The 12,489-nt window shown below is 73.2% G+C and carries 14 protein-coding genes; 8 read left to right on the top strand and 6 right to left on the bottom strand.

The window, feature by feature from the left end:
• Positions 1-354: 354 nt before the first annotated feature.
• Both K4S16_RS42985 and K4S16_RS42990 read left to right on the top strand, forming a co-directional pair.
• Positions 355-783 (top strand): anti-sigma factor, encoded by a 429-nt coding sequence (locus K4S16_RS42985; protein ID WP_149264894.1) that lies wholly within the window; start codon positions 355-357, stop codon positions 781-783.
• On the top strand, positions 780-1,607 hold the full coding sequence (locus tag K4S16_RS42990; RefSeq protein ID WP_200842459.1) for an RNA polymerase sigma factor SigF: 828 nt from the start codon (positions 780-782) through the stop codon (positions 1,605-1,607). The genes K4S16_RS42985 and K4S16_RS42990 overlap by 4 nt, the downstream gene beginning before the upstream one ends.
• A 58-nt stretch (positions 1,608-1,665) precedes the next feature.
• On the opposite strand, the gene K4S16_RS42995 is transcribed toward K4S16_RS42990, so the two are convergent.
• The gene (locus K4S16_RS42995) at positions 1,666-2,196 is read right to left on the bottom strand and encodes a hypothetical protein (protein ID WP_200842460.1); all 531 of its coding nucleotides are present in this window, start codon (positions 2,194-2,196) and stop codon (positions 1,666-1,668) included.
• An 89-nt stretch (positions 2,197-2,285) separates the two neighbouring features.
• Between K4S16_RS42995 and K4S16_RS43000 the strand changes: the two genes are divergently transcribed.
• Complete coding sequence (locus K4S16_RS43000) at positions 2,286-3,227, top strand: diacylglycerol kinase family protein (RefSeq protein ID WP_149264895.1); 942 nt, start codon at positions 2,286-2,288, stop codon at positions 3,225-3,227.
• 289 nt (positions 3,228-3,516) lie between these two features.
• Complete coding sequence (locus tag K4S16_RS43005) at positions 3,517-3,777, top strand: WhiB family transcriptional regulator (RefSeq protein WP_149264896.1); 261 nt, start codon at positions 3,517-3,519, stop codon at positions 3,775-3,777.
• A gap of 185 nt (positions 3,778-3,962) precedes the next feature.
• Here K4S16_RS43005 and K4S16_RS43010 read toward each other — a convergent pair whose 3' ends face one another.
• Positions 3,963-5,627: a PAS domain-containing sensor histidine kinase gene (locus K4S16_RS43010; RefSeq protein WP_149264897.1), complete on the bottom strand. Its 1,665-nt coding sequence runs from the start codon at positions 5,625-5,627 to the stop codon at positions 3,963-3,965.
• Positions 5,628-5,695: 68 nt separating this feature from the next.
• Between K4S16_RS43010 and K4S16_RS43015 the strand changes: the two genes are divergently transcribed.
• Positions 5,696-6,868 (top strand): 8-amino-7-oxononanoate synthase, encoded by a 1,173-nt coding sequence (locus K4S16_RS43015; RefSeq protein WP_375708369.1) that lies wholly within the window; start codon positions 5,696-5,698, stop codon positions 6,866-6,868.
• A 111-nt stretch (positions 6,869-6,979) separates the two neighbouring features.
• A complete protein-coding gene (locus tag K4S16_RS43020; protein ID WP_089314517.1) occupies positions 6,980-7,708 on the top strand; it encodes a GntR family transcriptional regulator in 729 nt (242 codons plus the stop codon).
• A gap of 16 nt (positions 7,709-7,724) precedes the next feature.
• On the opposite strand, the gene bioB is transcribed toward K4S16_RS43020, so the two are convergent.
• Together bioB and bioD are read right to left on the bottom strand one after the other, a co-directional pair.
• Positions 7,725-8,720: a biotin synthase BioB gene (gene bioB / locus K4S16_RS43025; RefSeq protein ID WP_149264899.1), complete on the bottom strand. Its 996-nt coding sequence runs from the start codon at positions 8,718-8,720 to the stop codon at positions 7,725-7,727.
• The gene (gene bioD, locus K4S16_RS43030) at positions 8,717-9,448 is read right to left on the bottom strand and encodes a dethiobiotin synthase (protein ID WP_149264900.1); all 732 of its coding nucleotides are present in this window, start codon (positions 9,446-9,448) and stop codon (positions 8,717-8,719) included. Before bioD ends, bioB begins: the two co-directional genes overlap by 4 nt.
• A 144-nt stretch (positions 9,449-9,592) precedes the next feature.
• Between bioD and K4S16_RS43035 the strand changes: the two genes are divergently transcribed.
• Together K4S16_RS43035 and K4S16_RS43040 are read left to right on the top strand one after the other, a co-directional pair.
• Complete coding sequence (locus tag K4S16_RS43035) at positions 9,593-10,345, top strand: hypothetical protein (RefSeq protein ID WP_149264901.1); 753 nt, start codon at positions 9,593-9,595, stop codon at positions 10,343-10,345.
• Positions 10,342-10,824, top strand: a complete 483-nt coding sequence (locus tag K4S16_RS43040; RefSeq protein WP_149264902.1) for a GNAT family N-acetyltransferase — start codon at positions 10,342-10,344, stop codon at positions 10,822-10,824. The genes K4S16_RS43035 and K4S16_RS43040 overlap by 4 nt, the downstream gene beginning before the upstream one ends.
• Here the strand turns inward: K4S16_RS43040 and K4S16_RS43045 are convergent.
• Complete coding sequence (locus K4S16_RS43045; protein WP_149264903.1) at positions 10,821-11,000, bottom strand: hypothetical protein; 180 nt, start codon at positions 10,998-11,000, stop codon at positions 10,821-10,823. The genes K4S16_RS43040 and K4S16_RS43045 overlap by 4 nt on opposite strands.
• A 33-nt stretch (positions 11,001-11,033) precedes the next feature.
• Entirely contained in the window at positions 11,034-12,395 is a 1,362-nt protein-coding gene (locus K4S16_RS43050; protein WP_149264904.1) for an acetyl/propionyl/methylcrotonyl-CoA carboxylase subunit alpha, read from the bottom strand.
• Positions 12,396-12,489 lie beyond the last annotated feature (94 nt).

Genomic DNA, 12,489 nt, shown 5'->3' on the forward strand with positions numbered 1-12,489 from the left:
GGCGACTCGGAGCGCCAGAGCAACCCCCCACAAGCCGCGGTAGACCCCCGCACCAACGCACCGACCGCACCCCCCGCTCCGCACACATCACCCGCCACCACAGCAACCACGCGCCGGGCTCAAGCACCGCGATCGCGTCCGAAGGCAGTTTCGAGCGAAGCAAGAAACTGATCGCGCAGCGAGCCGCAAGGCGAGACGGAGCGATGCCAGCGATCGCACGCGTTGCGTTGGGCTGGGGCGCCCCAGGCGCCCCAGCCCAACGCAACGCAAATAAACACAGCGCGCCGAAGTCTCGCAGCACGGCTCACAGGCGGTAGTTTCGATGTCAGCGGGACCATCCTGCGAGGGAGTGACGTGACCGAGGAAACCGCTGCAATGCCGACCAGTACGAAGTTGTCCGTCCGTGACGTGGTCACGGTGAAGCTGCCTGCCGCGAGTGCCTACCTGTCCGTGCTGCGGACCGCCACCGCGGGTCTGGCGGCCAGGTTGGACTTCACGCTGGACGAGATAGAAGACCTGCGCATCGCCGTTGACGAGGCGTGCGCGATGCTGCTCGCCCAGGCCGTGCCCGGCACCGACCTGACGTGCGAGTTCGAGCTGACGGGAGACGCCATGCGCATCTCCGTTTCGGTCCTGACGGTGGACGGCGAGGAGCCGAGCCGCGACACGTTCGCCTGGACGGTCCTGTCGTCCCTGGCGGGCGAGGTGGACGCCCGGGTGGGCGCCGACGACCGGGTCATCGTGACGCTGCAGAAGCGGCGCGGTGCGGCGGGGGCGCCGTGACGGAGAAGACGACGACGGAGCAGACCGCGGTCGCCGGTGCGGCGACCGAGCGGACGGAGAGCGCCGTACCCGACCGGGCCCGGGCGCGCGCGCTGTTCGAGCGTCTCGCCGAGCTGCCGGAGGGCGACCCGGAGCGCCAGCGCATCCGCGACCAGCTCGTGGAGCTGCATCTGCCGCTGGTGGAGTATCTCGCCCGGCGCTTCCGCAACCGCGGCGAGTGGCTGGACGACCTGATCCAGGTCGCCACGATCGGGTTGATCAAGTCGATCGACCGGTTCGACCTGGAACGCGGGGTGGAGTTCTCCACCTATGCCACGCCGACGATCGTCGGTGAGATCAAGCGGCACTTCCGCGACAAGGGCTGGGCGGTGCGGGTGCCGCGGCGGCTCCAGGAGCTGAAGCTGTCGCTGACGAAGGCGATCAGCGATCTCGCGCAGCGGGAGGGCCGGGCCCCGACCGTCAGCGAGCTGGCCGCGCACCTGCAGATGAGCGAGGAGGAGGTGCTGGAGGGCCTGGAGTCGGCGAACGCCTACTCCACGGTGTCCCTCGACGCCCCCGACTCCGGCGACGAGGACGCCCCCGCGGTGGCCGACTCGCTCGGCATGGTGGACGAGTCGCTGGAGGGCGTGGAGTACCGCGAGTCCCTCAAGCCGCTGCTGGAGAAGCTCCCGGCGCGGGAGAAGAAGATCCTGCTGCTGCGCTTCTTCGGCAACATGACGCAGTCGCAGATCGCCGCCGAGCTGGGGATCTCCCAGATGCACGTGTCCCGGCTGCTGGCCCGGACCCTCGCACAGCTCCGCGAGGGCCTGACGGCCGACGAGTAGCGCGTGATGAGCCGAAAGGGCCCCGAGGACGGTTCCTCAGGGCCCTTTCGGCGTCCGGTCAGCTCTTGGTGTTCTTGGTGGGCTGCTCGTTGAGGCGGTCTTTGAGGCGCTGTCCGAGGGAGCGCGGCTCCGTGCTCGGCGGGGCGCCGCCCGTCTTCGCGGGTTCGGCGTCCTCCCGCGGCTCCTCGTCGCCGTCGTCGCCGTCCTCGTCGTGGTCTTCGATCAGCCAGGCGGTGGTCGGCGGGCTCAGGACGGCGATCAGCGCGAGGACCGCGACCACGCCGAGCGGGATCGCGATCGCGGGCTGGTCGCTCTGCCACAGCGACCACGCGACCGGCAGGGCGAACAGCTGGGTCAGCACCGAGGGGGCGCGGCTCCACTGGGCGGCGCGCAGCAGCCCGCGGGCGCAGCCGAGCATGCCGAGGCCGCCGGCGAGGGCGAGGACGGTGACTCCGATCCCGCTGGCCGGGTCGACGGCGGCGCCGGTGGCGGTCTCTACTCCGGTGAAGACGCCGAACCCGACGGCGGCGGCGCCCTCCACGGCCTCGAGGGCGGCGGCGGCCTGCACGGTGAAGGGACGCTTGGTCACATCCCGAAACACTACTCGCCCGGTGCCGCGGCTCGTCCTCAGGGGAAACCGCGGGCGAACGGGTCCGGAACGATCGATACCCTGACGCCGTGCGCGCCATGCTCATCGCCAACCCCAAGGCGACCTCCACCTCCCGGCGGGCCCGCGGCATCCTCATGCGGGCCTTCACCGGAGACCTCGACCTCGTCCTGGCCGAGACGGGCCACCGCGGCCACGCGACCGAGCTGGCCCGGCAGGCGGCGGTCGAGGGCTACGACGTCGTGATCGCCCTGGGCGGGGACGGCACGGTGAACGAGGCCGTCAACGGCGTGCTCGCGGAGGGGCCGTCGCCCGACCTTCCGGCGCTCGCGGTGCTCCCGTGCGGGAGCGCGAACGTCTTCGCCCGCGCGCTGGGCCTGCCGAACGACCCGATCGGCGCGACGCGCGCCGTCCTGGAAGCGCTGCGGGCGGGCCGGCACCGGACGGTGGGGCTCGGCGCGGCGAGCCATCCCGGCGCCCCCGAGCGCTACTTCACGTTCTGCGCCGGGGTGGGGCTGGACGCGGAGGTCGTCCGGGAGGTGGAGCGGCGGCGCGCGGCCGGCTTCCGGGCCGACCCGTCGCTGTACGCGCGGACCGCGATACGGCATTTCTTCTCCGGCACAGATCGGCGCCGTCCGGCGCTCACTTTGGAACGGCCCGGACGGCCACCGAAATCGGGGCTGTTCCTGGCGTTCATCTCCAATACGTCCCCGTGGACTTTCATGGGGAGGCTGCCGATGAATCCGAGTCCGAAGGCGAACTTCGCGCGCGGCCTGGACGTGTTCGGGATGCGTTCCCTGGAACTCGGCCCGACGCTGGGGGCGCTGGCCCAGATGCTGACCACGCGCTCGCATCCCATTCAGGGGCGGCACGTGCTGAACCTGCACGATGAGGCCGAGGTCACACTGCGCGCGGACCGGCCCGTGGCGTTCCAGCTGGACGGCGACTACCTCGGCGAACACCGGACGGTCACGTTCCGCTCCGTCCCGAAAGCGATACGCATCGTGATTTGAGGCGGGCGGCCCCGCCGTGAGAGCCGCGTAACACGCCCGACCGATGGGTGTGACACATGCGACACCCATACTTTGAGAATCCTTTCTCAAAGGTCTTGCGTCTGCCCGCACCCGCCTGAAACGCTCAAAGTGCGCCTGCTGACAGGGACCCCAACGCCGCTGGTCACCTGCTCGCGGCGCCGCCGAACAACGACCCTGGATCTGGCCATCGCCACCCCGGGCGTCCGCAACATGTGAACCCGTTCACAAACGTGGAGTTACTCCACCACCCGACGAAGGAGTGGACCGCATGGACTGGCGCCACCGCGCAGCCTGCCGTGACGTGGACCCCGAGCTCTTCTTCCCCATCGGCAACACCGGCCCCGCGATCCTGCAGATCGAGGAGGCCAAGCAGGTGTGCCGCCGCTGCGACGTCAGCGACGCCTGCCTGCGCTGGGCCCTGGAGTCCGGCCAGGAGTCGGGCGTCTGGGGCGGCATGGGCGAAGACGAGCGCCGCGCGCTGCGCCGCAGGGCGCGTGTTAATCGCAGCGCCCTTAGCGTCAGGCGCTAGAGCGCCTTCCTTGCGGGCACTGCTGCGATCGCTGGCATCGCTCCGGCTCGCCTAGCGGCTCGCTGCGCGATCAGTTTCTTGCTTCGCTCGAAACTGGCTTCGCACGCGATCGCACACCTTCAGGTTTTTGACGGCTGAGGCGCCGGCTGCTCGCAGTGCGCACGGACCAGAGTCAACGGCCGTGATCAGGGGCGGCTCGGGCGGTGGTGGTCTAGGGGGATGTCTACTACCACCTCGGTGCCTCCGCCTTCTCTTGGGCGGAAGTCCAGGTGGCCGCCCAGTTCGCCGACGATGAGGGTGCGGACGATCTGGAGGCCGAGGCTGTCGCTGCTCTCCATGTCGAAGTCGGGGGGCAGGCCGACGCCGTCGTCCGCGACGACCGTGACCAGGCGGCGGCCGGACGGGGGCTCGGCCTCGCCTCCCGGGGTCCGGGGCTCGTTCGCGCCGGGAGCGGTCCACTCGCCCCAGACGGAGACGCCGCCCGGATCGCGGGAGACCTCGCCCTCTCCGTAGCGGTGCGCGACGACCTCCAGGGTTCCGAACCGGTTCGCCAGGCCGTGCTCCAGGGCGTTCTGCAGCAGTTCGGTGAGCGCCATCGCCAGCGGCGTCGCGACCTCGGCGGGCAGGACGCCGAAGCTGCCGGTCCGCTTGGGCGTGACCTTCGTCTCCGGGGTGGACACCTCCCCCGCCATCGTGATGACCCGGTCGGCGATGTCGTCGAAGTCGATCAGCTCGTCGGGGGTGTGCGACAGCGTCTCGTGCACGATCGCGATCGATCCGACGCGCCGGACGGCCTCGTCCAGCGCGGCCCGGCCCTCCGGGATCCGCAGCCGCCGCGCCTGGAGCCGCAGCAGCGCCGCGACCGTCTGCAGGTTGTTCTTCACCCGGTGGTGGATCTCCCGGATGGTGGCGTCCTTGGTCATCAGCTCGCGGTCGCGCCAGCGCAGCTCGGTCACGTCCCGGCACAGCACGATCGCGCCGATCCGGGTCCCGCCGACGACGAGCGGGATGGTCCGCAGCTGCATGATCGACCCGCGCGACTCGACCTCGACCTCGCGGGGCGCGCGGCCGGACAGCACGACGCTCAGCGCCTCCTCCATCGGCTCGCCGGTGTCGCACAGGTCCGCGGTGATCTGCCCGAGCGCCTCGCCGACCAGGTCGGTGGGATAGCCGAGCCGCCGGTACGCCGACTGGGCGTTCGGGCTGGCGTAGGTGACCTTGCCGGAGCGGTCCAGCCGCATGAGGCCGTCGCCGACGCGCGGCGAGCGGACCATGTTCGGCTCCTCGCCCGGTACCGGGAACCGGCCCTCGGAGATCATCGTGGCGAGGTCGCTGGCGCTCTGCAGGTAGGTCAGCTCCAGCCGGGACGGGGTGCGCGCCGAGCTCAGGTTCGTGCTGCGCTGGATCACCCCGAGGATCTTGGCGCCGCGGCGCACCGGGATCGACTCCTCCCGGACGGGGATGCCGCTGCCCCACTCCGGGTCGCCCTCGCGGACGATCCGGCGCTCCCGCCACGCCACGTCGATCAGCCCGCGCCGACCGGTCCGGACGACCTTGCCGACCAGGTCCTCGGGGTAGGCGGTCGGGCCCGTCGTCGGCCGCATCTGCGCGATCGCGACCCAGCCGGGGACGGCCGCGCCGGTGTCGAGCGCGCCCGCCCTGCCCCGGCCCGCGCGGGACGGCCCGTCGGCGGGCAGCGCGTCCGCCGACCGCAGCGGCACCCACAGCAGCAGGTCCGCGAACGAAAGGTCGGCCAGCAGCTGCCAGTCCGAGACCAGTGCGTGGAGCCACTCCAGATCGGTGTCGGTGAGGTCGGTGTGGTCGCGGACCAGATCGGTCAAGGTAGGCACACCACCATCATCGCCGATGGTTTTCGGTGTCGGGGCAGGTGGTCCCGCCTCCGGGGCCACCTGGCAGGATGCCCGGCATGACCGCAGGACGAGACCCTCTCGCGCGGCTCCGGGACGCGGCCGGGCGGCGCGCCGCCGCCGGGCTGCGCCGGACGCTGCGCCCCCGCCGGGACGGGCTCACCGACCTGGCCTCCAACGACTACCTCGGGCTGTCCGGCGACCCGCGGCTCGTCGAGGGCGCCGTCGCCGCGGCGCGCGAGTGGGGCACCGGCTCCACCGGCTCGCGCCTGGTCACCGGGACGACGGAGCTGCACGCCGAGCTGGACCGGCGGCTCGCCGCGTTCACCGGCAGCGCCGCCGGCCTGGTGTTCTCCTCCGGCTTCCTCGCCAACCTCGGCGCCGTCACCGCGCTCGCCGGGCCCGACACGCTCGTGGTGTCCGACCAGGTCAACCACGCCTCGATCGTGGACGCGTGCCGGCTGTCGCGGTCCCGCGTCGTGATCGTCCCGCACCGGGACGCCGCCGCGGTCGAGCAGGCCCTCGCCGAGCGCGAGGAGGACCACGCCCTCGTCGTCACGGACGCGGTGTTCTCCGTGGACGGCGACCTGGCGCCGCTGGGCGCGCTGCACGCCGCCGTCCGGGCGCACGGCGCGCTGCTGGTGATCGACGAGGCGCACGCGCTCGGCGTCGTCGGCGACGGGGGCCGGGGCGCCGCGCACGCCGCCGACCTCGCGGGCGAACCGGACGTCGTCCTCACCCTCACGCTGTCGAAGTCCCTGGCGTCGCAGGGCGGGGCGGTCCTCGGCGCCCCGGAGGTGATCGACGCCCTGGTGGACACCGGGCGGTCGTTCATCTTCGACACCGGCCTGAACCCGCCGGCCGTGGGCGCCGCCCTCGCCGCGCTGGACGTGCTCGCGTCCGACCCCGGGCTGCCGGGCCGAGCCCGCGAACGGGCCGTCGCGATCTCAAACCTGGCGGCCGGTTCCGGCCTGGAAACGGCCGAGCCCGCGGCCGCCGTGGTCCCGGTGTTCCTGGGCGAGCCGCGGGCCGCGCTGCGGGCCGCCGAGATCTGCGCTGAGCACGGCCTCCGCGTCGGCTGCTTCCGTCCGCCGTCGGTCCCGAAGGGGCGCGCGTGCCTGCGCCTCACCGCACGCGCCACGCTGGACGAGTCCGACCTCACACGATTGCGGGCGGCCCTGGCGGAAACGGCATCCTCTACCGGCCGTAGTCTTCACCCATAACATCGGGGAAACCGGTGATGAACGTGAGGAGATGCCGTGACGGAGGTCAGGGGCGGGCCCCGGCACGGGGGCGGGTTCGAGCACGGCTTCGACCGGGTCTCGCTCGGCGACATCGGTAAGCGCCACCCCAACCAGGCGCCCCGGATCCCGAAGTACTACAAGCTCAAGGAGCTGCTGGTCGAGCTGATCCAGTCGCTTCCGGCGGGCAGCCCGCTGCCGCCCGAGCGGACCCTCGCCGAGAAGTACGAGACGTCCCGCACCACCGTGCGGCAGGCCCTCGCCGAACTCGTCGTCGAGGGGCGCCTCCAGCGCATCCAGGGCAAGGGCACCTTCGTCGCCAAGCCGAAGGTCGCCCAGGAGCTCCAGCTCGTCAGCTACACCGAGGACATGCGGCACCACGGGCTGCGCCCCGAGACCCGCATCCTGGAGGCCGGCTACGTCAGCGCCGACGAGCGCCTCGCCACCCTCCTGTGCATCCGCCCGGGCGGCCGGGTGCTGCGGATCCACCGCCTCCGGCTGGCCGACGGCGAGCCGATGTCGATCGACACCTCCCACCTCCCGGCCCGCCGGTTCCCCGGCCTGCGCCGCGAGCTGCCCCGCCACCACTCCCTGTACGAGACGCTCGCCACCGCCTACGACGTCCACCTGACCGAGGCGGAGGAGACGATCGAGACCGTCCTCGCGACCCCGCACGACGCCCAGCTCCTGGGGGTGGACGTCGGCCTCCCGATGCTGCTGCTCTCCCGGCACGCGTTCGACACGACGGGCCAGCCGGTCGAGTGGGCGCAGTCCCTGTACCGGGGCGACCGGTACAAGTTCATCACCCGCCTGAGCCGCTGACCCGCCGCGCGGCGCGTCAGAGCGTCTTGCCGAGGGCCTTGATCGGCATCTGGAGCTCGGTGAGCAGGTCCAGGTCCTGCTGCGCCGGACGGCCCAGCGTGGTGAGGTAGTTGCCGACGATGACGGCGTTGATGCCGCCGAGCATGCCCTCACGGGTGCCGAGGTCGCCGAGGGTGAGCTCGCGGCCCCCGGCGTAGCGCAGGATGGTGCGGGGCAGGGCGAGCCGGAACGCGGCGATCGTCTTCAGCGCCTCGGTGCCCTCGACCAGCGGGTAGTCGGCGAACGGGGTGCCGGGGCGCGGCGCGAGGAAGTTCAGCGGGACCTCGTCGGGCTCCAGCTCCGCGAGCTGCCCGGCGAACTCGGCGCGCTGCTCGACGCTCTCCCCCATGCCGACGATGCCGCCGCAGCAGACCTCCATGCCGGCGTCCTTGACCATGCGGAGGGTGTCCCAGCGCTCCTCCCACGAGTGCGTGGTGACCACGTTCGGGAAGTGGGAGCGGGCCGTCTCCAGGTTGTGGTTGTAGCGGTGGACGCCCATCGCGGCCAGTTCGTCCACCTGCTCCTGGGTGAGCATGCCGAGCGAGCACGCGATGTTGATCTCGACGGCGTCGTTGATGGCCTTGACGCCCTCGCGGACCTGCGACATCAGCCGCTCGTCCGGGCCGCGCACGGCGGCCACGATGCAGAACTCGGTGGCGCCCGTCCCGGCGGTCTCCTTCGCCGCCTCGACCAGCTCGGGGATGTTCAGCCACACCGACCGGACGGGCGACTCGAACTTGCCGGACTGCGAGCAGAAGTGGCAGTCCTCCGGGCAGCCGCCGGTCTTCAGCGAGACGATCCCCTCCACCTCGACCTCCGGCCCGCACCACCGCATCCGGACGTCGTGGGCGAGCGCGAGGAGGTCCTGCAGCCGGTCGTCCGGCAGGTTCAGCACCTCCAGGACCTGCTGCTCCGACAGGCCTCGGCCCTCGTCCAGTACCTGGCGGCGCGCGATGTCGAGGATGTCCGTCACGTGTTCTCCTTGTCGAGGCCGTAGGCGGCGCGGAAGGCGGCGGCGTCGAACGCGCCGCCGAACGTGGGGGCCAGGCCGCGGTGCGCGGCCACGAGGAACTCCGCCGGGTCCAGGGCGCCGGCGCCGGCGGGCAGGGCCCCCGACAGCGGGCGGGCCGCGATGGTCTCCAGGTCGCGGATGTTGCTGCGCATGGCGAGGTCGGGCTCGTCCGGCCACGCGCCGATCACCACCCCGGCGAGCTGCACCCCGCGGTGCGCCATCGCCTCCAGGGTGAGCGCCGTGTGGTTGAGCGTGCCGAGGTCCGGCCGGGCGACCACCACGACTGCGGCGCCGAGCCAGCGCGCGAGGTCGGCGATCGTGGAGCCCTCGTCGTCGTAGCGGACGAGCAGGCCGCCCGCCCCCTCGACCAGCACCAGCCGCCGGTCGGCCGCCAGCTCCCGGACGCACTCGGCGACGTCCGGCATCCGTACGGGCGGCATCCCGGCGCGGCGGGCCGCCGCGGCCGGGGACAGCGGGTCGGGGAACCGCGCGCACTCGTGCACGTCGTCGATCCCGGCGAGCCTGCGGACCTCGGCGAGGTCGCCGGGCTCCCCGCCGCCGACGCCGGTCTGGCCGGGCTTGACGACGGCGACCGACGCGCCGCGCGCGGCGGCGAGCGCCGCCAGCGCCGCGGTGACGACGGTCTTCCCCACGCCCGTGCAGGTCCCGGTCACAACGAGCACACTCACAGTTCGGCACACTAGCGAAGGCGCGGATCCGGCCCGTGGCCGGACCCCACAGACTTCCGGCGGAAGTTCTTGTATCGGACGGAACCGGGGCGGGCCGCCGAGCGTCCAACCGTCATGGCCGGTCCGTACACACGCTCCCGCCGGGTGCCGGCACTCGCCTGCGCGGCCCTGACCGCCTGCACCGCGCTGGCCGCCTGCGGCGACGACTCCGGCACCACCGGGCCCTCGCCGTCCTCCCCCGCACCCTCCACCTCATCGTCCCCCGCGGGCGACACCCCCGCAGGCGAGAGGCTCGTCCTGCGCTGGCGCAAGACCGGCGGCATCGCCGGTCTTGGCGGCCCTGGAAGCCTCCCCGACTTCTCCCTCTACTCCACGGGCGTCGCGGTGGCCCCGGCCCAGGGCGTGCCGACCGAGTACCGCCTGAAGCCCGACGCGCTGCGGCGCCTCCTCGACGAGGCCCGCGCCGCCGGTCTCGGCCGCTCGCACACCGTCGGCGCCGGCAACGTCGCGGACGCGATCACGGTCGTCGTCACGATGGACGGCGCGACGACCCGGATCGTCCAGCCCGAGTCGCAGGCGGGCCCGGAGGCGCGGTTCCTGAAGCGGCTCGACCCCGCCGCCTGGCCCGCGTCCGACCTGGCTGGGGCGCCAAAGCCCTACAAACCGGAGAAGACCGCCGTCCTCGCCGGGCCCCCGGCGGGAGGCGCCGTCAAGACGTGGCCGCTGGAACCGCTGGGCAAGGGCGTCCAGGTGGCCGGGGCGGTCTGCACCGAGGCCCCTACCGGTAAGGTCCCGGCCATGGCCCCGGACACCGCGTGGCGCAGCGGCGGCCAGACCTACTCCGTCCGCCTGCGCCCCCTTCTCCCCGACGAGTCCTCCTGCCAGGACGTCAAGTGATCGTGCGCACGGCGCGCCCGGACGAGTACGACCTCGTCGGCGAGCTGACCGTGGAGGTCTACGTGCGCGGCGGCCTGGTCAGCCCGTCCTCCACGTACGTTCCGAAGCTGCGGAACGCCGCCGACCGCGCGGCGAGAGCCGTACTGCTCGTGGCAGAGGACGCCGGGGAGATCGCCGGGGCCGTCGCCTACTGCCCGCCCGACAGCCCCTACGCGGAGCTGGCCGGACCGGACGAGGCCGAGATCCGCATGCTCGCCGTCCTAGAGAAGGCCCGGGGCAAGGGCGCGGGCCGCGCCATGGTGCGCGCCTGCGTCGAGCGCGCCCGCACGGCCGGTCTGGCGGGCCTGCGCCTGTCGACGCAGCGCAACATGGGGTCCGCCCAGCGCATGTACGAGAAAATGGGCTTCGTCCGCACTCCAGACCGCGACTGGACCCCGGTCCCCGGCCTCGAACTCCTCACCTACGCCCTGGCGTTCTAGGAGGCGGGGGCGAGGGGGCCGTGCTGGGAGCAGCGGGCCGTCCAGCCCGTCGGGGTCACCTGGACGATCAGGCGGCGGCGGCAGTGGGCGCAGTAGCGGGGCGGTTCCATCCGGCGGGCGGTCCGGCAGGTGGCGTGGTCGCCCTCGGCGGGCTCGCCGCAGCGGTCGCAGTACACGGCGTCACTCTACGACGGGCGCCGGGGCGGTGCTCAGGGGGCCTGCGGGCGGCGCATGCGCACCACGAGCCCGGTGTCGTAGGTGCCGTCCGCGAACTCGGGGCGGTCGAGCACCTCGCGCAGGAAGGGCAGGTTCGTCGGCGGGCCCTCGATGCGGAGCGCGTCGAGGGCGGCGCGGGCGCGGGCCAGCGCGTGGCGGCGGTCGTCGCCGTGGACGCACAGCTTGGCCAGCAGCGGGTCGTAGTGGCGGGTGACCGTGGTGCCCTCGGCGTACCCGGCGTCGATGCGGATGCCGTCCCCGACGGGCTCCTCCCACACCGTGATCTTGCCGGTGCCGGACAGGAAGCGGTGCGGGTCCTCCGCGTGGACGCCGAACTCGATGGCGTGGCCGCGCGGGGAGGCGCCGCTGAACGATGTGGCGCCGAACGAGGCCGGCTCCCCGGCGGCGATGAGGAACTGCTGCTCGACGAGGTCGATGCCGGTGACCATCTCGGTCAGCGGGTGCTCGACCTGGAGGCGGGGGTCCATCTCCAGGAAGTGGAAGGCCTGCGCGGCGGGGTCGACCAGGAACTCGACGGTGCCCGCGCCCCGGTAGTCCACGGCCTCGCCCGCGCGGACGGCGGCGGCCAGCATCCGCTCGCGCAGCGCCGGGCCGACGGCGGGGGACGGGGACTCCTCCACGACCTTCTGGTAGCGGCGCTGGACGGAGCAGTCGCGCTCGCCCAGCGCCACCACGGTGCCGTCGGCGAGGCCGAGGATCTGCACCTCGACGTGCCGGGCGCCCTCCACGTACCGCTCCAGCAGGATGTCGCCCCGGCCGAAGAGCCGCTCGGCGGCGGCGCGGGCCTCCTCGTAGGCCTTGCGCAGCGACGCCTCGTCGTAGGCCGCCGCCAGGCCGATGCCGCCGCCGCCCGCGGCGGGCTTCACCATGACCGGGTAGCCGATGCGCTCGGCCTCCTCGACCGCCGTGGCCGCGTCCGGGACCGGCTCCCAGACCCCCGGCGCGACGGGGACGCCCGCCTCCTTCATCAGGTTCCGGGCGTTGATCTTGTCGCCCGTCCGGGCGATGGCGAGCGGCGGGGGGCCGACCCAGACCAGGCCGCGCTCGGCGACCCGCCGGGCGAACGCGGGGCTGGCGGAGAGGAACCCGTAGCCGGGGTGGACGGCCTGCGCGTTCGTCCGGTGCGCGGCCTCCAGGATCGCGGCGGCGTTCAGGTAGCTGCCGGACGGCTCGGCGGGCCCGATCAGGACGGCCTCGTCCGCCTCGGCGACGAAGGGCAGCCCCTCGTCGGCCGCGGAGTACACCGCGATGGCCTTGAGCCCCATCGCGCGGGCGGTGTGCACGATCCGGCCTGCGATCTCGCCGCGGTTCGCCACGAGCACCGACTCGAACACCTGCGTACTCCTCCTCATGGACGGCGGGGCCCGGCACCCCGCCCCGGCTGAGACTAGTGGGGCCGGGGGCCCCGCGTGCGGGCGTCGGCCCACA

Origin of the sequence: Actinomadura sp. K4S16 (assembly GCF_008327685.1) — a bacterium.
Taxonomy (GTDB): domain Bacteria; phylum Actinomycetota; class Actinomycetes; order Streptosporangiales; family Streptosporangiaceae; genus Spirillospora.

Bases quoted from the DNA above. Each gene is read 5' to 3' on its own strand.
- K4S16_RS43015 (WP_375708369.1), top strand. From the start codon at position 5,696: ATGCCCGGCATGACCGCAGGACGAGACCCTCTCGCGCGGCTCCGGGAC.
- K4S16_RS43005 (WP_149264896.1), top strand. From the start codon at position 3,517: ATGGACTGGCGCCACCGCGCAGCCTGCCGTGACGTGGACCCCGAGCTC.